Genomic DNA, 20,397 nt, shown 5'->3' with positions numbered 1-20,397 from the left:
CGTTAGGTTGACGGGGTGACTGACACAGCCACCGACACCACAAGCGAGGCCGCCACCGACGGCGGCAAGCCCGCCTTCGTATCCCGTTCGGTCTTGGTCACCGGCGGAAACCGCGGGATCGGGCTGGCGATCGCACAGCGGCTGGCCGCCGACGGCCACAAGGTGGCCGTGACGCACCGCGGATCCGGGGCGCCCGAGGGGCTGTTCGCCGTCGAGTGTGACGTCACCGACAGCGACGCCGTCGATCGTGCCTTCAAAGAGGTCGAGGAGCACCAGGGTCCGGTCGAGGTGCTGGTGTCCAACGCGGGCGTGTCCGCGGACGCGTTCCTCATCCGGATGACCGAGGAGAGGTTCGAGAAGGTCATCGACGCGAACCTCACCGGGGCGTTCCGGGTGACTCAGCGGGCAGCGCGCAGCATGCAGCGACGGAAGTTCGGCCGGCTGATCTATATCGGTTCGGTCTCCGGCAGCTGGGGCATCGGCAATCAGGCCAACTACGCAGCCTCCAAGGCCGGTGTGATCGGCATGGCCCGCTCGATCGCCCGAGAGCTGTCAAAGGTCAACGTGACCGCGAATGTGGTCGCCCCGGGTTACATCGACACCGATATGACCCGCGCGCTGGATGAGCGGATCCAGGAGGGGGCACTGCAATTCATCCCGGCGCAGCGCGTCGGCACCGCTGCTGAGGTCGCCGGGGTGGTCAGCTTCCTGGCGTCGGAGGACGCGAGTTACATCTCCGGTGCCGTCATCCCGGTTGACGGCGGCATGGGCATGGGCCACTAAGAGCAAGAGGGGACGAAACAAATGGCAGGACTGCTGGACGGCAAACGGATCCTGGTCAGCGGGATCATCACCGACTCCTCGATCGCGTTTCACATCGCCCGGGTGGCCCAGGAGCAGGGCGCGCAGCTGGTGCTGACCGGTTTCGACAGGTTGCGGCTGATCCAGCGGATCACCGACCGGTTGCCGCAGAAGGCGCCGCTGCTGGAACTCGACGTGCAAAACGACGAGCACCTGGCGACTCTCGCAAACCGGGTTGGCGAAGTGATCGGCGAGGGCAACAAACTCGACGGCGTGGTCCACTCGATCGGCTTCATGCCGCAAAGCGGGATGGGTATCAACCCATTCTTCGACGCGCCCTACGAGGACGTGTCCAAGGGTATCCACATCTCCGCGTACTCCTACGCCTCGATGGCAAAGGCGTTGCTGCCCATCATGAATCGCGGTGGCTCCATCGTCGGCATGGACTTCGACCCGAGCCGGGCGATGCCGGCCTACAACTGGATGACGGTCGCCAAGAGTGCGCTGGAGTCGGTGAACCGGTTCGTGGCGCGCGAGGCCGGCAAGTACGGTGTGCGCTCGAACCTCGTTGCCGCCGGGCCGATCCGGACTCTGGCGATGAGCGCGATTGTCGGCGGGGCGCTGGGCGAAGAGGCCGGCGCGCAGATCCAGCTGCTCGAGGAGGGCTGGGACCAGCGCGCGCCCATCGGCTGGAACATGAAGGACCCTACGCCGGTCGCCAAGACTGTCTGCGCGCTGCTGTCGGAGTGGCTGCCGGCCACCACGGGGGACATCATCTTCGCTGACGGCGGCGCGCACACCCAGTTGCTGTAGCCCGCATGGAATTTGACGCCGTCCTGCTGTTGTCCTTCGGTGGGCCGGAGGGGCCCGAGCAGGTGCGGCCGTTCCTGGAGAACGTCACCCGGGGCCGCGGCGTGCCCCCCGAGCGCCTCGATGCGGTGGCCGAGCATTACCTGCATTTCGGTGGTGTATCACCGATCAACGGCATCAACCGAGCGCTGATCGACCAGCTTCATGCCGAACTGGACCTGCCGGTGTACTTCGGCAACCGCAACTGGGAGCCCTACGTCGAGGATACGGTAATCGCCATGCGGGACAATGGCATTCGCCGTGCCGCCGTGTTTGCGACATCGGCGTGGAGCGGCTATTCCAGCTGCGCGCAGTATGCCGAAGACATTGCCCGCGCCCGCCGGGCGGCCGGCCCGGACGCGCCCGAGCTGGTCAAGCTACGGCCCTACTTCGACCATCCGCTGTTCGTCGAGATGTTCGCCGATGCCATCGCAGCGTCCGCCGAAACCGTGCCTGATGGCGCGAGACTGGTGTTCACCGCGCATTCGATCCCGGTGGTTGCCGACCAGGGCTGGGGGCCCCGCCTCTACAGCCGCCAAGTCGCTTATGCCGCAACCCTTGTCGCAAAGGCCGCCGGATATGCCGACTATGACCTGGTCTGGCAGTCGCGCTCTGGCCCGCCACAGGTTCCGTGGCTGGAGCCCGATGTCGGCGACCACCTCACCACATTGCACGCAGCCGGTACCGCGGCCGTGATCGTCTGTCCCCTTGGATTTGTCGCAGACCACATCGAGGTGGTGTGGGATCTCGACCATGAATTGCGCTTACAGGCAGAGGCATTGGGTATCGTATTCGCCCGGGCCGGCACTCCCAACGCCGATCGGCGGTTCGCCCGGCTGGCCGCGGATTTGATCGACGAACTTCGCTACGGTCGGGCGCCGTCGCGGGTCAGCGGCCCCGACCCGGTGCCCGGCTGTCTGGCCGGCATCAACGGCGAGCCCTGCCGTCCGCCGCATTGCGTTGCGCGCGAACGGGAGGTCAGTCCGACCAAGCTGAATGCAGGATCGCGCTGACGGCGGCTATCCGCGCGGAGCGCACCACCGCGGTCAGCGGCCGCAATGCGTCGAACGCAGTCTGCACTTCCGACGACGACTGCGCTCTGATCAGTTCGAGACCGGCCGACGGGCGCGGCATGAAGCGGTCGGCTGCGGAGTCAGGCATTCGGCTGAGGCCGGCGCTGACCGCGATGATGGCGTCGACGTGGGCGGCGTTCTCCAGCACCCGCACTGCGCGCGACGGCGCATGGTCGGGAATGCGGTGTTGCCGTGCGGATTCCAGCAACTGCTCGACCAGGCCGCGCGGGTTGGCGATGCCGGCGGCGCTGGGTCCCATGCCGATGGCGCCCAACGCGTCGGCTGCCGAGCGCACCGCGGCCCGCAGGGCGTATTCGGCGTCGCCCAGTTCGCAGTGGTCCAACACCGGGGTGTCGGGCAGCGAGTACACCATCCACGACAGTGCGCACAACTCGGGCAGGCCCGAATCGTCGTCGGAGGCATGTTCGGTGTCGCGGTAAGAGAACTCGGGGACCAGTCCGATAGATCGACCGGGGTCATCGGGATTGGTGATAATGATGGCTTCGCCCGCGGCCAGCGCGTCGCGCTCGAATTGTGTTCCGGCGGAAAGCCCGCGCACATCGCCCGGCACCGGCAAAACAACGTTGATCGTCCTGCGCGGCCGATCCGGCGGGCCCGGCGCCGACGTCCTTCCCCGGCCCGCGGCAGCACGCAACGTTGCCAACAGCGAAACCGTCCCGGCGCTATCCACGTCCGGCCATGGCAGGCCGGTATGTCCGGCCGCGACCGCGTCATACGCCGTGACTGATTGCGTTGGGGCCCAGAGGGATAACGCGTCCAAGAGGTCGTCGGGCGCGGCCTTGCCGGCGAGCCAGGCGTTGGCCCACATCGAAAGCGTTGCACTGGGACACCACATGATCTCGCAGTCTAGTTGTTGGGCACGGTTGCCGGGGATCGCGCGTATTCTGTGCGCATGCCCGTCGCCCTGATCTGGCTGATCGCAGCGTTGGCGCTTGCCAGCGCGGAGGCGTTGACCGGCGACATGTTCCTGCTGATGCTCGGCGGCGGCGCGCTGGCGGCGTCGGCAAGCAGCTGGCTGATGGACTGGCCGGTGTGGGCCGACGGTGCGGTGTTTCTGATCGTGTCGGTGCTGTTGCTGGTGCTGGTTCGCCCCGCGTTGCGGCGGCGGCTGACGCCGGGCAAGGGCGTGCCGATGGGGATCAAGGCGCTGGAGGGCAAGAGCGCGCTGGTGCTGGATCGGGTCGCCCGTGATGAAGGCCAGGTCAAAATCGACGGCCAGGTGTGGACGGCGCGTCCGCTGAACGAGGGCGACGTGTTCGAACCGGGTGATTCGGTGACCGTGGTGCACATCGACGGAGCCACCGCGGTCGTATTCAAAGACGCGTAGCAACTCGAGAAAGGAATCCCGGTGGAAGGTGCCGTTGCCGGCCTGGTATTTCTGGCCGTCCTGGTGATATTCGCCATCATTGTGGTGGCCAAGTCGGTTGCGCTGATCCCGCAGGCCGAGGCCGCGGTGATCGAGCGGTTGGGTCGTTACAGCCGCACCGTCAGTGGGCAGTTGACGTTGTTGGTGCCGTTCATCGACCGGGTCCGCGCCCGGGTGGATCTGCGCGAGCGGGTGGTGTCGTTTCCGCCGCAGCCGGTCATCACCGAGGACAACCTGACCCTCAACATCGACACCGTGGTGTACTTCCAGGTCACCGTGCCCCAGGCCGCGGTCTATGAGATCAGCAATTACATCGTCGGTGTCGAGCAGCTCACCACCACCACGCTGCGCAACGTCGTCGGTGGCATGACCCTCGAGCAGACGCTGACGTCCCGCGATCAGATCAACGCGCAGTTGCGCGGGGTGCTCGATGAGGCGACCGGCCGCTGGGGTCTGCGGGTGGCGCGGGTGGAATTGCGCAGCATCGACCCGCCGCCGTCCATTCAGGCGTCGATGGAAAAGCAGATGAAGGCCGACCGGGAAAAGCGGGCGATGATCCTGACCGCCGAGGGCACCCGGGAAGCGGCGATCAAGCAGGCGGAGGGGCAGAAGCAGGCGCAGATTCTTGCGGCCGAGGGCGCCAAGCAGGCCGCGATCCTGGCTGCCGAGGCCGAGCGGCAGTCGCGGATATTGCGTGCCCAGGGCGAGCGAGCCGCGGCCTACCTGCAGGCGCAGGGGCAGGCCAAAGCCATCGAGAAGACGTTCGCGGCGATCAAGGCCGGCCGGCCGACACCCGAGATGCTGGCCTACCAGTACCTGCAGACGCTGCCGGAGATGGCCCGCGGCGACGCCAACAAGGTATGGGTGGTGCCCAGCGATTTCAGTGCGGCGCTGCAGGGCTTCACCAGGCTGTTGGGCACGCCGGGGGAGGACGGCGTGTTCCGCTTCGAGCCGTCTCCGGTCGAGGAGCTGCCCAAGCACGCCGCCGACGGCGACGACGCCGAGGTCGCCGAGTGGTTCTCCACCGAGCCCGACCCGACGATCGCCCAAGCGGTGGCCAAGGCCGAGGCGATAGCTCGCACACCGGCGGAAAATCCGCTGGGTCCGCCGCCGGAGCTCAGGCGCTAGGAGCAGCTGATGGGCCTTTTGACCTCACCGAAAACCTATGCGGCCCTGGCGGTGTTTCAGGCCGGCGATGCGGTGGCATGCGCGATCCCGCTGGCACCGATCGAGAAGCTGCTCGACGACCTGGGAGTGCCGGCCGGTATTCGTCCGGTCCTGCCCGTGGCCAAGGCCGCCTCGGCGGTCGGACTGCTCTCGGCCACCCGGTTTCCCGCGTTGGCGCGATTGACGACGGCGATGCTGACGGTGTACTTCGTCTTGGCGCTGGGCACGCATATTCGCGCACGAGACTTCAGTGTCCGGGCGATTCCGGCGGCCCTGTTTCTGGCGCTGTTCGCGGCGATGACGGCCAAGGGGCCGGACCGGGTTTAGTCGAGGCGCAACTCGACCAGCGGCAGTGGGGTGTCGGTGTCGGTGATGGCAGTGCCGAGAGTCTGCTCGAGTGCCGGCTTGAGCTGTCGCCAGGCTCGCGGGTGGCGGCTGCGGTAGGCGGCCATGGGCGCACGCATTAGCCTGCGGGAGCGTAACAGCCGTGCGCCGGCCGGGGCCAATAGGGACGCCAATAGGGACGCCAATAGGGACATTGTTAGCCTCCAAACCTTCGTCAGGTGCTGAGGAGTCCGTCGCGGTAGATCGAGAAGACCTCGCCGGCCCAGCGCTGCATCCCGGTAGCCGTGAGCGGGTCCACGTCAAGCACCTCGATCAGCCGTGGCCGTAGGGTCAGCAGCGCCAGATCGTTGACCAGCAAGAAGGCGGCGCGCATCTCGGGATCCGCGCCGGCACTGGCCGTGCCGGCGGCCACCATGGCGTCCAGAGCGGCTTTGCTGAGCCGGAAAAGGCGTTCGAACAATGTCGACCCGGCCGGACCCCCGGCGATCAACATCCGGCTCAGGTAGGCCGGGATCGCCGAGTCGGGCGGCAGGTGGGTGGCCAGGCCGTCGAGCAGGCCGGGCACCGTTGCCGGGCCGAGGCCCGATGCCCCGGTCTGGTCGGTGATTTCGGTCAGCAGCACGTCGAAGGTCGCGACGACATGAGTGTCGACGGCCTCGATCAGACCGTCCTTCGAGCCGTAGTGGCGGATGACCAAGGCCGCAGACACTCCCGCCGCGGTCGCGATGTCGCGCATCGTGACCGCGGCGGGGCCGCGCTCGGCGAACAGTCGCAGGGCCTCGTCACGGATTCGTGCTCGCGCTGTCCGGTCGTCCGGCTGGGGTAAACGCACGTTTACAATTATAAACGTATGTTCACTCCGGTGGTTGCGTGGTTCGTGCTCCGCGACGCATCAGGGGCGGGGCGTCGGCGACGGTTGCGACGACGGTGGTGCGGGCGGCTGATCGGGCGCTCCCGGTGGCTGACCCGGGCCGAAAGGCCCGGCTTGCGGTGGCGTCGGCGGCCGCGGACCACGCGGCACGCCCATCGGCCCGGGCATCGGCCGGAAAGCTCCCGCGACCGGCCCGGGTGGGCCGCCGGGACCGGGAGGGGGCGGTTGGCCGTGGCTGAACGCTTGCCCCGGCATTTGCATGGGCCCCGGCCCCGGGGGAGGTGGCGGTGGCCCGACGCTGATCAGCCAGGCGAACGCGATCGCAGCCATGCTGCCGGCTGCGCCCAGGATCAGGCCCGCAACCCCGGCGCCGATCAGCGCGGCCAGCGAGAAACGGCGGCGCTCACGTCCGGGATCGGCGACGACAGCCGGTGGGGGCCCGGCTGGTGCGGGAGTTGCGACAGGGCCGGTGGTGGTGGTGTTCTCGTCGGCGGTCATACGGCTCCTCACGTCGGGGTGTTCGGTAGTCGCGACGCTAACGGCCGTACTTGAAGTGGATCTGAAGAAACTCGGGTGCTCGAAGCTGCTTACTGACCAGGCGGCAATGGCGGCAACGGCGCCGGTGGCGGCGCGGGGGAGCTGCTCGGCGCCGATGTCGGCGCTGTCGGCGCTGCCGGCGGTGACAGGGGATTACTCACCGGTGGCGTCGCTGACAGCGCGGGTGGATACAGCGGGGCGGGCAGCTCGACGCGGATTTTCCAGGTGACGCCGGTGACCGCGAAGACGGCGAGTGCGCCGATCGCCAAACCCGCCACCGCGGCACCGATCACCACGCCGGTGGAATGGCGCCGCCCGGCTGCGGCTCCGGTTGCCGGTGGGGGTGGCGGGTTGGTGTGGTGGGCGGTCATGTGCTCCCCATGTCGGTGAAATTGGTTGGGACAAACGTGCGTGCTTCAGATTGATCTCAGCACCGCACGTTAACAATGGAGCCATGACCGATCGTTCGCGCCCGGACCGCGTCGCGGGTCATTCGGCGGCGGGGCGCATCGGCCGGTTCAGTGTCGGCACGCCGCGAGTGCTGGTGGTCGAGGACTCCGAGACCATTCGGGAAATGGTCGGCGAAGCGTTGGCCGACGTCGGTTATCACACCGAGACCCGTTGTGACGGGGAAGATTTGGAAGAGGTCCTGGAGGGACTGCGGCCCGATCTGGTGGTGCTCGACGTGATGTTGCCGGGTCGCGACGGCTTCGACCTCATCAACGTCATCCAGGCGTGGGGCGACATCAGCATCGTGTTGATCACCGCCCGCGACGGCCTGCCCGACCGGTTGCGCGGTCTTGACGGCGGCGCCGACGACTACGTGGTCAAACCCTTCGAACTCGCCGAGCTGGTGTCACGGGTGGGGGCGGTGCTGCGGCGGCGGGGCCGGTTACCGCGCGTGGTCCAGGTCGGCGATCTGATCCTCGACGTCGACGCCGGAGTCGCCGCACGCGACGGCCACCGGCTGGAACTGACCGCCACCGAGCTTCGGCTGCTCGACTTTCTCGTGCAGCAACGCGGCCGGATTGTCAGCGCCCGTCAGATCCTCAATGCGGTGTGGGGTTACGACGCCTACGACACCAATCTGGTGCAAGTCCACGTCAGCAGTCTGCGGCGAAAGCTCGAGGCCCGTGGCCCGCGGATGCTGCACACGGTTCGCGGCATCGGATACCGACTCCAACCACGGGCATGACGGTCGCGACGCCGACGCCGTCCCTGCAGCGTCGGGTGGTGCTGCTGGTAGTCGCCCTATTAGTGGGGTTGCTCGTGGTGCTGGGTGTCACCGTCGACGTCAGCCTGGGGCTGCAGGCTCGACGGAATCTGCGGGATCGGCTCATGGCGGCCACCTCGCGCGCCGATGCGCTGGTGGCCGCGCACACATCACCCGAATTGCTTGCCGCCCAGCTCAACGGGGGTAGTGTGCGGGCCCTGCTGGTGACCGCCGACGGCAGCGCCTATGGTGATCGCAGCATCAGCCCCGCGACCACCGCGGGCCCGGTCGTCCCGGCGCCGCCCGGCCTGCCACCCGACACCACTGCAACGGCGGTGGTGCACCCGCTGCCGGACGGTTCCCGGCTGATCCTGGTTGCCGACACCACGCAGACCACCCAGGTGACCCGTCAGCTGCGTCAGCTAATGATCGCTGCCGGGCTGGGAACGTTGGCGGTGGCGGCACTGCTGCTGGTTGCGGTCAGCAGGACGGCGCTGCGGCCCTTGGACCGGCTCGCCGCGCTCGCCCTGGACATCACCACCGGCGACCGCGGCCGTCGGCTGCACCCGGATCGCACCGATACCGAATTAGGCAGGGCCGCAAGCGCTTTCGACGGGATGCTGGATGCGTTGGAAGCTTCTGAGCTGCGGGCGCGGCAAGCCGCGGAATCGGCGCAGCGAGCCGAGAGCGCGACCCGGCAATTCCTCGTCGATGCTGCTCATGAGCTGCGCACCCCGATCGCCGGGATCCAGGCCGCCGCCGAACAGCTGGCCACCAGCGCCAGCCAGCACGTGGCCGACGCTGTGGCGCGCGGTCAGTACCGTCGCGCCAGCCTGTTGTTGTCGGACGCCCGCCGGGCCGGTCGGCTGGTCGCCGACATGCTGGATCTGAGCCGGATCGACACCGGGCTATCGCTGGATGTGCACGACACCGACCTGGGTGCCATTGTCGAAGCCGAAGTGCACCGGGTCGCCATGCTGGCGCCGAACCTCACGATCAACCGGACCGGCCTCGCCGAGTTGACCATCGCGGCGGACCCGACGCGGGTGGCGCAGATACTGTCCAACCTGCTTGACAATGCCCGCAGGTATACCCCCGCGGGCGGGTCCATCACCGTCGAGCTGAGCGCCGGCAGCGGGGTAGCCGAGGTCACCGTTACCGACACCGGCCCGGGCATCCCCGACGACGAGCGCTACCGCATCTTCGAGCGCCTGGTGCGCCTGGACGCTGGACGCGCCCGAGACCACGGTGGTGCCGGGTTGGGCCTGCCGATCGCGCGGGCGCTGGCTCGGGCACACGGCGGGGACCTGGTGTGCCTGCCGCATGATGGCGGCGCGCAATTCCGGCTCACGTTGCCTGCGGTCGCCGGCCGTTAGATGCGCGGGGGACGTCGGCCGCCGATATCAGGGCGGCGGTTTGGTTCGGTACTGAGGACCATGCCGGAGTCGGCGTGAAACCGATTGGCACACAAGCGTTCTAGCTCGTTACCCGGTAGTGGGTGCCGGCAGCAGTTCGGCGATCAGTGCACGAACATGTGCGGTGATGTCGTCGCGGATGGCCCGCACGACGTCAAGGGGCTGGTCGGCGGGGTCGTCGAGTTTCCAGTCGCGGTAGGACACCCCGGGAAAGTACGGACACGCGTCGCCGCAGCCCATGGTGATCACCACATCGCTGGTCTGCACGGCCTGAGGGGTGAGTGCCTTCGGGGTCGCCGAGGTGAGGTCGATGCCCAGTTCGGCCATCGCGGCCACTGCGACCGGGTTGATCCGGTCAGTGGGTTCGGTTCCGGCCGAACGGACTTCGATGCGGCCCTCGGACAGCTGGGTCAACAGAGCGGCGGCCATCTGGGAGCGGCCGGCGTTGTGCACGCAGACGAACAACACGCTAGGCGTATCGGTCATGAGCGCAGCCTTTCCACCGGACGGGTCGCGGTCGGCGGTGACGGGAAGAGCCGCGGCCGCAGCGCCAAAGAGACGTATACCAGGGTGACCAGCACGGGCACTTCGATCAGCGGTCCGACCACTCCGGCCAGCGCCTCACCGGACGAGGCGCCGAAGGTGGCGATTGCCACCGCGATGGCGAGTTCAAAGTTGTTGCCAGCGGCGGTAAATGCCTGCGTGGTAGTGCGGGCATAGCCCAGCCGCAACGCTAGTCCCAGCGCGTAGCCCCCGGCCCACATGACGGCGAAGTAGGCCAGCAGGGGTACCGCGATACGGGCGACGTCCCATGGCCGGGAGGCGATTTGATCACCTTGCAGGGCAAAGAGAATCACGATGGTGAACAGCAGTCCGTACAGAGCCCAGGGCCCGAGTCGGGGCAGCAGCCGGGTCTCATACCACTGCCGGCTCTTGACGCGTTCTCCGAGCCGACGGGTCAGGTATCCGGCGGCCAGGGGGATACCGAGGAAGATGAGCACGGATTTGGCGATTTGCCACGCCGAGACATCGATGCCGGTTTGCGGCAGGCCGAGCCAGCCGGGCAACACCGAAAGGTAGAACCAGCCCAGCACGGCGAACATGACGACCTGGAACATCGAGTTCAGCGCGACCAGGACGGCGGCCGCTTCGCGGTCACCGCAGGCCAGGTCGTTCCAGATGATCACCATGGCGATACAGCGGGCCAGCCCGACGATGATCAACCCGGTCCGGTAGTGCGGCAGGTCCGGCAGCAGCAACCAGGCCAGGGCGAACATGACCGCCGGGCCGACCACCCAGTTCAACAGCAGTGAACCGATCAACAGGCGGCGGTCGGCGGTAACGGTGTCGAGCCGGTCGTAGCGGACCTTGGCCAGCACCGGATACATCATGATCAGCAGCCCGGCCGCGATCGGCAGCGAGATCCCATCGACCTGGACGGCGCTGAGCAGCCCGCCCAGGCCTGGGATCAGCCGGCCCAGTGCCAGCCCGGCGGCGATCGCCAGCCCGATCCACACCGGCAGAAATCGATCCAGCGTGGAAAGCCGGCCTGTATCGGTCACCGGGCTGCCGCCGCTGCGGTCGCGGGGACACCGGCCAGCAGCTCCGATAGTTCGGTGAGCACCTCGGGCACTACGGCGTAGTAGACCCAGGTGCCGCGGCGCTGCGAGGTCAACAGCCCGGATTCGCGCAGCACCTTGAGGTGATGGGAGATGGTCGGTTGACCAACCCCGAGCGCGTCAAGGCCGGCGGCGATGTCGCACACGCAGGCCTGCCCGCCGGCGTGGCTGGCCACCGCCGAGAGCAGGCGCAGCCGTACCGGATCGGACAGGGCCTTGAACCGGGCCGCCATTACCGCTGCCGCCGGGGCGCTCAGCGGTTCGGTCACCAATGGGCTGACCTCACAACACGGATCGCCGACGCCAGTCGGCTCAGCCTGTTTCGACATACTTCGATATTGACAGTTATCGAATCAAGGCGCAACCCAGCAGTCGGGGAGTCAGCAGCACGACGTCGCCGCAGCCTCGGCGCCGCAGCACGCAGCGTCCCCGTCGCCGGGGCGAGCCGGGCTGGCGCCGAAGGTTTCGGAATCGGCCAGCACGGTGTAGACCTCCCAGCGCTCCCCGCCGGGGCCGGCGACCCAGACCTTGTCCTGGGTGGCGAAACAACAGGTGGTTCCCATCTCCTCCTCGGTGAACATGCCGGCCTCGGTCAGCCTGGCGATTTCGGCATGCACCGCGGCGCTTGAGTCGACCTCCACCCCAAGATGGTTCAGGCTGCCACCGGAGCCGGGGTTTTCCAGCAGCACCAGTTTCAGCGGCGGATCGGCGATCGCAAAGTTGGCGTAACCCGGCTTGACTTTCGCCGGTTGCGTGCCAAATAGCTTGGAGTAGAACGTAATCGCGCTCTGCAGGTCATCGACGTTGAGAGCCAGTTGGACACGGGGCATCGGAAACAACCTCCAGTCGGTTAGACATATATCGAACTGATGTCGAATGCCCATGATGCCACTATTTTGATATATGTCAAGAAACCTGGCATCGTGGGATCATGCCTAAAGCGTTGCCCGTAATCGATATCTCCCAACCGGTGTGCTGCGCTCCCGTGGCCGCGGGGCCGATGAGCGACGACGACGCCCTCGAGGTGGCACTGCGGCTTAAGGCCTTGGCCGATCCGGCCCGGGTCAAGATCATGTCGTATCTGTTCAGCTCCAGCGCGGGGGAGCAGACCAGCGGCGAGTTGGCCGCGGCCCTAAGCCTGTCGGACGGCACGGTCAGCCATCACCTGGCCCAGTTGCGCAATGCGGGCCTGGTCCGCTCCGACCGTCGCGGCATGTACGTCTTTCACCGCGCCCACCCGCATGGCCTGCAGGCACTGTGCACGGTTCTGGACCCGCGCTGCTGTAGCTGAACCGGTCGTGGTGGGCCGGGGTGCGGGCTACCCGGGCGCCCATTGCCGTGTCGCGATGGGCGAACGTTCGCTCCTGCGGTGTCGAACTGGGCGCCCGCGCCGCCACGGCCGAGATGGCCGCCATCCCCGCCGCTATCCCCGCCGACAGCGCCGGTGCCGCGGGCGCCGCCTCGCCCGTCGAAGCCGCCTTAGCCGTGCCTTAGCCGACCAGCCACCCGGCACACCAACCCTGGGGGGCGGGTATCCGGAGAAGGTGATTTAGGTAGGAAATGCGCTGGTTACAGCGTGACCGCTCGGTGCAGTCGCCGGCTCAGTGGGTGACGGTCGACTCGCGCAGAGGCTCGTCGTCATAGCGGGGCAGGCTGCGGCGGTGCTGGCGCCGATAGTGACGGATCTCGAAGATCAGGCCCGCCATGCCCAGGGTGCCCGTGCACACCCAAACCAGGGTCAACAGGGGGCTGCCGTCTCCGGCGAGCGCGTTGCCCAAAATCACCACCGCGGCGGTGCCGGGGAGCAGACCGGCCAGGGTGGCCCACATATAGGGCATGACCCGCACGGCTGAGGCGCCGGCGGCATAGTTGATCGCCGCGAAGGGTACGGCGGGAATCAACCGCAACGACAATATGGACAGCCATCCGCGCTCGCGCAGCCGCTCGTCCAGCCGGGCAATCGCGCCGCGGCGTACCAACCGGTCAAGCCGCCATCCGGTCGCGCGCACCAGCAGCATCGCGATCACCGCACTCGCTGTACTGGCGATTACCGCGATCATCACACCGACCAGCGGTCCGAACAGCAGGCCTGCGGCTACGGTGAACGCGGTGCGCGGAAACGGCGGCACCGTGACGACCACGTGGGCCACCAGGAAAGCCAGCGGCAACCAGGGGCCCACCGAGGTGGCCCAATCCCGCAGCTGCACCGCGGTGGGCAGCCGAACAAGCAGCGCCACGAGTACCAGAACTGTGATTCCCACCACGGTGACCACCATCCGCGGTAGCGACAGCTGGCGTACAGCCGCACCGAGCGCGATAACGATACCGCGCACCGTATCGGTGGTTTTGCACATGGCGGGAGCCGTCACGCCTACCAAGGGTACGGGTCGAAGGTGAATATCCCGTTTCGCCGGGCTGGCGTTTCCCATCCCACCCTGGCTCACATCCGGCCTCACCCACACCTCGCCACCGGTGTGACGGCCGTCATCAATTAGCCTTGTTAGTTACGTGGCAGTCTCGGATCAACCTCGTCAATTGCTGCGGAAATAGGAGCAGTCGGTGTCCATTGATGTACCCCGGCTCGCCGACCTAGAACAGGTTCGCGAGCGTTGGCGCAGCGCGGTCGCCGGTGTGCTTGCCAAGTCCAGCCGCCGCGGACCCGCCGAATCGGGAGATCGTCCCGAGCGGCTGCTGGACACCCCGACCTACGACGGGTTCGCTATCCGGGCCCTCTATACCGTTTTCGACGAGCTGCCCGAGCCCTCCCTACCCGGCCGATGGCCCTATGTGCGCGGCGGTGACGCGCTGCGCGACGTCAATGCGGGCTGGAAGGTCGCCGAGGCCTTTCCGCCTCCGCACGCGATAACGCCCGAAGACGCCAACGCGGCGGTGCTCGCCGCGCTCGGCGAGGGAGTGAGCGCGCTGCTGATCAGGGTGGGCAAACACGGTGTGGAACCCGACCAGCTCGGCGAGCTGCTTGCCGGTGTGTACCTGAACCTGGCGCCGGTCATCCTCGATGCCGGCGCCGACTACCCGGCAGCCTGCGAGGCCATGCTCGCGCTGGTGGCCAAACTCGACCCCGACCAGCACGCCACAGTGTCGATCGATCTGGGCGGCGATCCCCTGACAGCCTCGTTCAGCGATCGTTTCGCCCCGACCGTCGAGGACGTCGTGGCGGTCGCCACGCGGGTCGCGGGTGATCGGGGGGTGCGCGCCATCACCGTCGACGGACCGGCCTTTCACAACGTGGGCGCCACCGCGGCCTGGGAACTCGCCGGCACCATCGCCGCGGGGGTGGCCTATCTGCGGCTGCTCACCGAATCCGGGATTCCGGTCGGCGAGGCATTGCGGCAGATCAGCCTGCGGCTGGCCGCCGACGACGACCAGTTCATGACGCTGGCCAAAATGCGGGCCGCCCGCCAGTTGTGGGCCCGTGTCGCCGAAGTCGCCGGAGACCCGGATGGCGGCGCGGTCACCGTGCACGCGGAGACGTCGCTGCCGATGATGACCCAGCGCGACCCGTGGGTGAACATGCTGCGTTGCACCCTGGCAGCCTTCGGCGCGGGTGTCGGCGGCGCCGACACGGTGCTGGTGCATCCGTTCGATGTGGCGATTCCCGGCGGCTTTCCCGGCACTTCGAACAGCTTCGCGCGCCGCATCGCCCGCAATACGCAGCTGTTGCTGCTAGAGGAATCACATGTGGGCCGGGTGCTGGATCCGGCCGGCGGTTCGTGGTTCGTCGAGGATCTCACCGAACAACTGGCGCAACAGGCTTGGCGGCATTTCCAGTCCATCGAGGCGCACGGCGGTTTCGTCGCTGCCCATGACTATCTTGCCGGCCAGATCGCCGAGCTTGCCGCTCGCCGCACCGACGACATTGCACATCGCCGCCTCGCGATCACTGGCGTCAACGAATTTGCGAATCTCGAGGAACCCCCGCTGCCACAAGGTGATTCGCTGGGCAACGGCGGAAGCCTGGTGCGCTATGCCGCCGGGTTCGAAGCACTGCGTGATCGCTCGGATATCTTCCTGGCCCGCACCGGGTCGCGACCGCGAGCGCTGTTGCTGCCGTTGGGTCCGCTGGCCGAGCACAACAAACGGACGACGTTCGTCGCGAACCTGTTGGCCTCCGGTGGCATCGAGGCGCTCAACCCCGGACCAGTCGACGCGGCTGGTGTGGCAAAGGTTGTGGCGGAGTCGGGGTCGCCGACAGTGGCGGTGATCTGCGGTACCGACAAGCGCTACCGGGACGAGGCCGCCGACGTGACACAGGCCGCGAGGAACGCCGGCGTCGAGCGCGTCTACCTGGCCGGACCGGAAAAAGCACTGGGGGACTCGACGGCACATCGGCCCGATGAGTTCCTGACCGCGAAAATCAATGCGCTGGAAGCTTTGTCGAATTTGCTCACACGGTTGGGAGCGTAGCCACGATGACGACGACCGTACCCGCTATCGGCAGTTTCGCCGATGTCCCGCTGCACGGCGATGGCGCCGGGCAGCCGGCCACCGAACAGGCGGTGGACGAGCTTGTCGCCGCGGCCGCGGCCGCGCACGCCTACTCACCCGACCAGCTGCACTGGCACACCCCGGAAGGCATTGACGTCAAACCGGTCTACGTCGCCGCCGACCGCAGTGCCGCCGCTGCCGACGGTTACCCGCTGCATAGCTTTCCCGGCGAGCCGCCGTTTGTGCGCGGCCCTTATCCGACGATGTATGTCAACCAGCCGTGGACCATTCGCCAGTACGCCGGCTTTTCCACCGCCGCCGACTCCAACGCGTTCTATCGCCGTAACCTGGCCGCCGGCCAGAAGGGCCTGTCGGTGGCCTTCGACCTGGCCACCCACCGCGGCTACGACTCTGATCACCCACGAGTGCAGGGCGACGTCGGAATGGCTGGTGTTGCAATCGATTCCATCCTCGACATGCGGCAGTTGTTCGACGGGATCGACCTGTCCGCAGTCAGTGTGTCGATGACGATGAATGGCGCGGTGCTGCCCATTTTGGCGCTGTATGTGGTGGCGGCCGAGGAGCAGGGCGTGCCGCCGGAGAAGCTGGCCGGCACCATCCAGAACGACATCCTCAAAGAGTTCATGGTCCGCAACACCTACATCTATCCGCCCAAGCCGTCGATGCGGATCATCTCCGACATCTTCGCTTACACCAGCGCGAAAATGCCTAAGTTCAACTCCATCTCGATTTCCGGCTACCACATCCAAGAGGCCGGAGCCACAGCCGATTTGGAGCTGGCCTATACCCTGGCCGACGGCGTCGACTACATCAAGGCCGGCCTGGACGCCGGCTTGGACATCGACACGTTTGCGCCGCGGCTGTCCTTCTTCTGGGGCATCGGGATGAACTTCTTCATGGAAGTCGCCAAGCTGCGCGCCGGCCGGCTGTTGTGGAGTGAGCTGGTGGCCGGATTCGAACCCCAAAGCCCGAAATCGCTGTCGCTGCGCACCCATTCGCAGACCTCGGGCTGGTCGCTGACGGCACAGGACGTCTTCAACAACGTGGCCCGCACCTGCATCGAGGCGATGGCCGCAACCCAGGGCCACACTCAGTCGTTGCACACCAACGCCCTCGACGAGGCGCTGGCCCTGCCCACCGACTTCTCGGCGCGCATCGCCCGCAACACCCAACTGGTGTTGCAACAGGAATCGGGCACCACCAGGCCCATCGACCCCTGGGGCGGTTCGTATTACGTGGAGTGGCTGACCCATCAGCTCGCCCGGCGGGCGCGGGCCCACATCGAGGAGGTCGTCGAGCACGGGGGCATGGCGCAGGCCATCAGCGACGGCATTCCCAAACTGCGCATCGAGGAAGCCGCCGCCCGCACCCAGGCCCGCATCGATTCCGGTCAGCAACCGGTGATCGGGGTGAACAAGTACCGGGTCGACGAGGAGCAGCAGATCGAGGTGCTCAAGGTCGACAACAGCCGGGTGCGTGCCGAACAGCTGGCCAAACTGCAGGAGCTGCGGGCCGGCCGCGACCCGGCCGCGGTCGAGGCCGCGCTGGCCGAATTGACCCGTGCCGCGTCCGCCCAGGGCCGCGCCGGGGAAGACGGGCTGGGCAATAACCTGCTGGCATTGGCCATCAACGCTGCGCGCGCCAAGGCCACCGTCGGCGAGATCTCCGACGCGCTGGAGAAGGTGTACGGCCGTCACCAGGCCGAGATCCGTACCATCGCCGGCGTCTACCGTGACGAAGTCGAAGGAGGCGGCAACATCACCCCGCTTTCCAAAGCAACCGAACTCGTTGAGAAGTTCGCCGAGGCCGACGGCCGCCGGCCGCGGATTTTGGTGGCGAAGATGGGCCAGGACGGCCATGACCGCGGTCAGAAGGTGATTGCCACCGCATTCGCCGACATCGGGTTCGACGTCGACGTCGGATCGCTGTTCTCCACGCCGGAGGAGGTCGCCCGCCAGGCCGCCGACAACGACGTTCATGTCGTCGGCGTGTCCTCGCTGGCCGCCGGGCACCTGACTCTGGTGCCCGCGCTGCGCGACGCGCTGGCGAAAGTGGGTCGGCCCGACATCATGATCGTGGTCGGCGGGGTCATCCCGCCCCGTGACTTCGACGAGCTCCACGCTGCCGGGGCCGCCGCGATTTATCCGCCCGGAACGGTGATCGCCGACGCCGCCATCGGCCTGCTGCACCAGCTGGCCGAGCGTCTGGGATATGCGCTGGACTAGTGGCCGGCCAAAACCTTCCCGCGAGCGTGACGTCACGGCGAAATTTGGCGCATTTTTTCGCAGTGGCGTTACGCTCGGTGCCCGCGACGGGGCCGGCCAGGTGACCACCGAACAACTGGCGCAGGCCATCCGCAGCGGCGACCGCGCCGCGCTGCCACGGGCCATCACCCTGCTGGAATCCACCCGCAAAGACCACCGTGAGCAGGCGCAACAGCTGCTGCTGGCCCTACTGCCGGACTCCGGCAAGGCGCACCGCGTCGGCATCACCGGCGTTCCCGGCGTGGGCAAGTCGACCGCCATCGAGGCGCTCGGGATGTATCTGATCGAGCAGGGGCATAAGGTTGCGGTCCTCGCGGTCGACCCGTCGTCGACGCGCACCGGCGGGTCGATCCTGGGTGACAAGACAAGGATGACGCGGCTGGCCATCCACCCGGATGCCTACATCCGGCCCTCGCCAACCTCGGGCACGTTGGGCGGAGTAGCAAAGGCCACCAGGGAAACGGTCGTGCTGTTGGAAGCTGCCGGTTTCGATGTACTCCTGATCGAAACCGTCGGCGTCGGCCAGTCCGAGGTCGCGGTCGCCAACATGGTCGACACCTTCGTCCTGCTGACCCTCGCGCGTGCCGGCGACCAGTTGCAGGGCATCAAAAAGGGTGTGCTGGAGCTCGCCGACATCGTGGTGGTGAACAAGGCCGACGGCGAACACCTGCGCGATGCGCGGATCGCTGCCCGGGAGCTGTCCGGGGCGATGAGATTGATCCATCCTCGTGAAACACTTTGGCGTCCACCGGTTCTCACGATGAGCGCAGTCGAGGGGACCGGTCTGTCCGAGCTGTGGGAGACCGTCGAGCGCCATCGCCGGGTGCTCACCGAGGCCGGAGAGTTCGAAGCCCGCCGGCGAGAGCAGCAGGTCGACTGGACGTGGCAGCTGGTCCGCGACGCGGTGTTGGACCGGGTGCTGTCGCACCCAGAGGTGCGTAAGATCCGCTCTCATGTGGAGTGCCAGGTCCGAGCCGGGGAGTTGACCCCGGCCTTGGCGGCTCAGCAAATACTCCAGGCGGCATCGTCCTAACGGAACGGTAAATAAAATTCCGGTTTGACACTGGCCTCTGTGAAATCCAAGTAAATTTGAAGGTGTGACGGTAGACATCGGAGTCAATCGACGCGCGGTTCCTTTCCGCGATGACCCTGACGCAGGTCATCGGCTGTGCGGCGCGGCGGATTCCCACTTTGCGTGCGTCGTTCGTTTCTTTTCCAGCATGTTTCCCTCCCGCCGGACCGGCGGCGGGGCACTGACGGTGTATCTCGACGGGCAGCCCGTCGTCGACGTCTGGAAAGGGTGGGCCGACCGGCGCGCTGAGGTGCCGTGGTCGGCGGACAGCGCGCCGATGGTGTTCTCGGCGACCAAAGGCATGGCGGCCACGGTCATCCACCGGCTGGCCGATCGGGGGCTGATCGACTACGAGGCCCCGGTCGCCGAGTATTGGCCGGAGTTCGCGGCCAACGGTAAGGCGAACCTCACCGTGCGCGACGTGATGAGGCACCAGGCCGGTTTGTCGGGTCTGCGCGGCGCCACCATGGACGATTTGATGGATCACGTCGTGATGGAAGAGCGGCTGGCCGCCGCGGCCCCCGGACGTCTGCTGGGCAAATCGGCATATCACGCGCTGACCTTCGGTTGGCTGATGTCCGGGCTCGCCAGGGCCGTCACCGGAAAGAGCATGCGCACCCTGTTTCGCGAGGAGCTCGCCGAGCCACTCGACACCGATGGCTTCCACCTGGGTCGTCCGCCGGCCGGATCGCCCACCCGCGCGGCGCAGATCATCATGCCGCAGGATGTCGCCGCCAACCCGGTGCTGACTTACGCGATGCACAAGATCGCCAACCAGATCTCCGGCGGATTCCGCTCGATGTACTTCCCGGGCGTCCTGGCCGCCGTCCAGGGCGATATCCCCATGCTGGACGCCGAGATTCCCGCGGCGAACGGGGTGGTGACGGCCCGGGCGCTGGCGAAGATGTACGGTGCGATCGCCAACGGCGGCCAGATCGACGGGACTCGGTTCCTGTCGCCGGAGCTGATCGCGGGACTGACCGGTGAGCGGCGGCTTCGGCCGGATCGGAATCTGTTAGTGCCGCTGGCCTTCCACCTGGGCTATCACAGTTTGCCGATCGGCAACGTGATGCCGGGGTTCGGGCATGTCGGAATGGGCGGCTCGGTCGGGTGGACCGACCCGGCGACCGGGTTGGCGTTCGCCTTGGTGCACAACCGGTTGCTGACCCCGCTGGTGGCGACCGACCACGCCGGTTTCGTCGCTGTCTACGCCCTGATCCGGCAGGCTGCCGAGAAGGCGCGCAAGCACGGCTACCAGCCGGTGACGGGATTCGGAGCGCCGTATTCCGAGCCGGATGCGGTCGCAGGTTGATGGTC

21 protein-coding genes and 1 pseudogene are annotated in these 20,397 nt (G+C 67.3%); 13 read left to right on the top strand and 9 right to left on the bottom strand.

What is annotated here, in order from left to right; all coding sequences use genetic code 11:
* Positions 1-15 precede the first annotated feature (15 nt).
* The 3 genes from fabG1 to AWC07_RS17400 are packed head-to-tail and all read left to right on the top strand — an operon-like array spanning position 16 to position 2,663.
* A complete protein-coding gene (fabG1, locus tag AWC07_RS17410; protein WP_036414847.1) occupies positions 16-783 on the top strand; it encodes a 3-oxoacyl-ACP reductase FabG1 in 768 nt (255 codons plus the stop codon).
* A 21-nt stretch (positions 784-804) separates the two neighbouring features.
* On the top strand, positions 805-1,614 hold the full coding sequence (gene inhA / locus AWC07_RS17405) for an NADH-dependent enoyl-ACP reductase InhA (protein WP_036414850.1): 810 nt from the start codon (positions 805-807) through the stop codon (positions 1,612-1,614).
* A gap of 5 nt (positions 1,615-1,619) precedes the next feature.
* Positions 1,620-2,663 carry a ferrochelatase gene (locus AWC07_RS17400; RefSeq protein ID WP_036414856.1) on the top strand — a complete coding sequence of 348 codons (1,044 nt, stop codon included), beginning with the start codon at positions 1,620-1,622 and terminating at the stop codon, positions 2,661-2,663.
* Here AWC07_RS17400 and AWC07_RS17395 read toward each other — a convergent pair.
* Positions 2,629-3,579 (bottom strand): hypothetical protein, encoded by a 951-nt coding sequence (locus AWC07_RS17395; protein WP_036414859.1) that lies wholly within the window; start codon positions 3,577-3,579, stop codon positions 2,629-2,631. The genes AWC07_RS17400 and AWC07_RS17395 overlap by 35 nt on opposite strands.
* Positions 3,580-3,636: 57 nt before the next feature.
* Here AWC07_RS17395 and AWC07_RS17390 point away from each other — a divergent pair, with 57 nt between their 5' ends.
* The 3 genes from AWC07_RS17390 to AWC07_RS17380 are packed head-to-tail and all read left to right on the top strand — an operon-like array spanning position 3,637 to position 5,604.
* A complete protein-coding gene (locus AWC07_RS17390; protein WP_036414862.1) occupies positions 3,637-4,071 on the top strand; it encodes an NfeD family protein in 435 nt (144 codons plus the stop codon).
* A 21-nt stretch (positions 4,072-4,092) separates the two neighbouring features.
* The gene (locus tag AWC07_RS17385) at positions 4,093-5,238 is read left to right on the top strand and encodes an SPFH domain-containing protein (protein WP_036414865.1); all 1,146 of its coding nucleotides are present in this window, start codon (positions 4,093-4,095) and stop codon (positions 5,236-5,238) included.
* A 9-nt stretch (positions 5,239-5,247) separates the two neighbouring features.
* A complete protein-coding gene (locus AWC07_RS17380) occupies positions 5,248-5,604 on the top strand; it encodes a DoxX family protein (protein WP_036412918.1) in 357 nt (118 codons plus the stop codon).
* Here the strand turns inward: AWC07_RS17380 and AWC07_RS28855 are convergent.
* The 4 genes from AWC07_RS28855 to AWC07_RS17365 all read right to left on the bottom strand — a co-directional run bounded on the left by AWC07_RS28855 (position 5,601) and on the right by AWC07_RS17365 (position 7,401).
* Positions 5,601-5,729, bottom strand: a complete 129-nt coding sequence (locus tag AWC07_RS28855; protein ID WP_425271257.1) for a hypothetical protein — start codon at positions 5,727-5,729, stop codon at positions 5,601-5,603. The genes AWC07_RS17380 and AWC07_RS28855 overlap by 4 nt on opposite strands.
* 107 nt (positions 5,730-5,836) lie before the next feature.
* A complete protein-coding gene (locus tag AWC07_RS17375) occupies positions 5,837-6,454 on the bottom strand; it encodes a TetR/AcrR family transcriptional regulator (RefSeq protein ID WP_036412917.1) in 618 nt (205 codons plus the stop codon).
* 60 nt (positions 6,455-6,514) lie between these two features.
* Positions 6,515-6,991 carry a hypothetical protein gene (locus AWC07_RS17370; protein ID WP_036412916.1) on the bottom strand — a complete coding sequence of 159 codons (477 nt, stop codon included), beginning with the start codon at positions 6,989-6,991 and terminating at the stop codon, positions 6,515-6,517.
* Between the two features lie 89 nt (positions 6,992-7,080).
* The gene (locus tag AWC07_RS17365; protein ID WP_036412915.1) at positions 7,081-7,401 is read right to left on the bottom strand and encodes a hypothetical protein; all 321 of its coding nucleotides are present in this window, start codon (positions 7,399-7,401) and stop codon (positions 7,081-7,083) included.
* Between the two features lie 83 nt (positions 7,402-7,484).
* Between AWC07_RS17365 and AWC07_RS17360 the strand changes: the two genes are divergently transcribed.
* Both AWC07_RS17360 and AWC07_RS17355 read left to right on the top strand, forming a co-directional pair.
* On the top strand, positions 7,485-8,225 hold the full coding sequence (locus AWC07_RS17360; RefSeq protein ID WP_051507969.1) for a response regulator transcription factor: 741 nt from the start codon (positions 7,485-7,487) through the stop codon (positions 8,223-8,225).
* Complete coding sequence (locus AWC07_RS17355; RefSeq protein ID WP_085105166.1) at positions 8,222-9,619, top strand: sensor histidine kinase; 1,398 nt, start codon at positions 8,222-8,224, stop codon at positions 9,617-9,619. Before AWC07_RS17360 ends, AWC07_RS17355 begins: the two co-directional genes overlap by 4 nt.
* A gap of 108 nt (positions 9,620-9,727) precedes the next feature.
* Here the strand turns inward: AWC07_RS17355 and arsB are convergent.
* The 3 genes and pseudogenes from arsB to AWC07_RS17335 all read right to left on the bottom strand — a co-directional run bounded on the left by arsB (position 9,728) and on the right by AWC07_RS17335 (position 12,107).
* Positions 9,728-11,220, bottom strand: a pseudogene (gene arsB, locus AWC07_RS17345) (ACR3 family arsenite efflux transporter).
* Complete coding sequence (locus AWC07_RS17340) at positions 11,217-11,606, bottom strand: ArsR/SmtB family transcription factor (protein ID WP_036412911.1); 390 nt, start codon at positions 11,604-11,606, stop codon at positions 11,217-11,219. Before AWC07_RS17340 ends, arsB begins: the two are co-directional and overlap by 4 nt.
* Positions 11,607-11,657: 51 nt before the next feature.
* Positions 11,658-12,107: an ArsI/CadI family heavy metal resistance metalloenzyme gene (locus tag AWC07_RS17335; protein ID WP_036412909.1), complete on the bottom strand. Its 450-nt coding sequence runs from the start codon at positions 12,105-12,107 to the stop codon at positions 11,658-11,660.
* A 101-nt stretch (positions 12,108-12,208) separates the two neighbouring features.
* On the opposite strand from AWC07_RS17335, the gene AWC07_RS17330 reads away from it, so the two are divergent.
* Positions 12,209-12,568, top strand: coding sequence for an Rv2640c family ArsR-like transcriptional regulator (locus AWC07_RS17330; RefSeq protein ID WP_036412907.1), 360 nt, complete (start codon positions 12,209-12,211; stop codon positions 12,566-12,568).
* A gap of 310 nt (positions 12,569-12,878) precedes the next feature.
* Here the strand turns inward: AWC07_RS17330 and AWC07_RS17325 are convergent, their stop codons facing one another.
* The gene (locus AWC07_RS17325; protein WP_036412905.1) at positions 12,879-13,646 is read right to left on the bottom strand and encodes a TVP38/TMEM64 family protein; all 768 of its coding nucleotides are present in this window, start codon (positions 13,644-13,646) and stop codon (positions 12,879-12,881) included.
* A 190-nt stretch (positions 13,647-13,836) separates the two neighbouring features.
* Here AWC07_RS17325 and mutA point away from each other — a divergent pair, with 190 nt between their 5' ends.
* The 4 genes from mutA to lipL all read left to right on the top strand — a co-directional run bounded on the left by mutA (position 13,837) and on the right by lipL (position 20,392).
* Positions 13,837-15,702 (top strand): methylmalonyl-CoA mutase small subunit, encoded by a 1,866-nt coding sequence (gene mutA, locus AWC07_RS17320; RefSeq protein WP_036412903.1) that lies wholly within the window; start codon positions 13,837-13,839, stop codon positions 15,700-15,702.
* 5 nt (positions 15,703-15,707) lie between these two features.
* A complete protein-coding gene (scpA, locus tag AWC07_RS17315) occupies positions 15,708-17,969 on the top strand; it encodes a methylmalonyl-CoA mutase (RefSeq protein WP_036412901.1) in 2,262 nt (753 codons plus the stop codon).
* A 100-nt stretch (positions 17,970-18,069) separates the two neighbouring features.
* Positions 18,070-19,041: a methylmalonyl Co-A mutase-associated GTPase MeaB gene (gene meaB, locus AWC07_RS17310; protein WP_036412925.1), complete on the top strand. Its 972-nt coding sequence runs from the start codon at positions 18,070-18,072 to the stop codon at positions 19,039-19,041.
* 64 nt (positions 19,042-19,105) lie between these two features.
* A complete protein-coding gene (lipL, locus tag AWC07_RS17305) occupies positions 19,106-20,392 on the top strand; it encodes an esterase/beta-lactamase LipL (protein ID WP_036412899.1) in 1,287 nt (428 codons plus the stop codon).
* Positions 20,393-20,397 lie beyond the last annotated feature (5 nt).

The organism is Mycobacterium gastri, from assembly GCF_002102175.1.
In the GTDB taxonomy this organism is placed as follows: Bacteria; Actinomycetota; Actinomycetes; order Mycobacteriales; family Mycobacteriaceae; genus Mycobacterium; species Mycobacterium gastri.
Note: the sequence above shows the minus strand (reverse complement) of the source record. Positions and strands in the feature narration are given on the sequence as shown.

Excerpts from the sequence above, each read along its gene's own strand:
- AWC07_RS28855 (WP_425271257.1), bottom strand. The coding sequence starts at position 5,729 with ATGGCCGCCTACCGCAGCCGCCACCCGCGAGCCTGGCGACAGCTCAAG.
- AWC07_RS17335 (WP_036412909.1), bottom strand. The coding sequence starts at position 12,107 with ATGCCCCGTGTCCAACTGGCTCTCAACGTCGATGACCTGCAGAGCGCG.
- AWC07_RS17390 (WP_036414862.1), top strand. The coding sequence starts at position 3,637 with ATGCCCGTCGCCCTGATCTGGCTGATCGCAGCGTTGGCGCTTGCCAGC.
- AWC07_RS17355 (WP_085105166.1), top strand. The coding sequence starts at position 8,222 with ATGACGGTCGCGACGCCGACGCCGTCCCTGCAGCGTCGGGTGGTGCTG.
- AWC07_RS17330 (WP_036412907.1), top strand. The coding sequence starts at position 12,209 with ATGCCTAAAGCGTTGCCCGTAATCGATATCTCCCAACCGGTGTGCTGC.
- scpA (WP_036412901.1), top strand. The coding sequence starts at position 15,708 with ATGACGACGACCGTACCCGCTATCGGCAGTTTCGCCGATGTCCCGCTG.
- inhA (WP_036414850.1), top strand. The coding sequence starts at position 805 with ATGGCAGGACTGCTGGACGGCAAACGGATCCTGGTCAGCGGGATCATC.
- AWC07_RS17380 (WP_036412918.1), top strand. The coding sequence starts at position 5,248 with ATGGGCCTTTTGACCTCACCGAAAACCTATGCGGCCCTGGCGGTGTTT.
- AWC07_RS17365 (WP_036412915.1), bottom strand. The coding sequence starts at position 7,401 with ATGACCGCCCACCACACCAACCCGCCACCCCCACCGGCAACCGGAGCC.
- AWC07_RS17340 (WP_036412911.1), bottom strand. The coding sequence starts at position 11,606 with ATGTCGAAACAGGCTGAGCCGACTGGCGTCGGCGATCCGTGTTGTGAG.
- AWC07_RS17360 (WP_051507969.1), top strand. The coding sequence starts at position 7,485 with ATGACCGATCGTTCGCGCCCGGACCGCGTCGCGGGTCATTCGGCGGCG.
- AWC07_RS17370 (WP_036412916.1), bottom strand. The coding sequence starts at position 6,991 with ATGACCGCCGACGAGAACACCACCACCACCGGCCCTGTCGCAACTCCC.
- AWC07_RS17400 (WP_036414856.1), top strand. The coding sequence starts at position 1,620 with ATGGAATTTGACGCCGTCCTGCTGTTGTCCTTCGGTGGGCCGGAGGGG.
- AWC07_RS17395 (WP_036414859.1), bottom strand. The coding sequence starts at position 3,579 with ATGTGGTGTCCCAGTGCAACGCTTTCGATGTGGGCCAACGCCTGGCTC.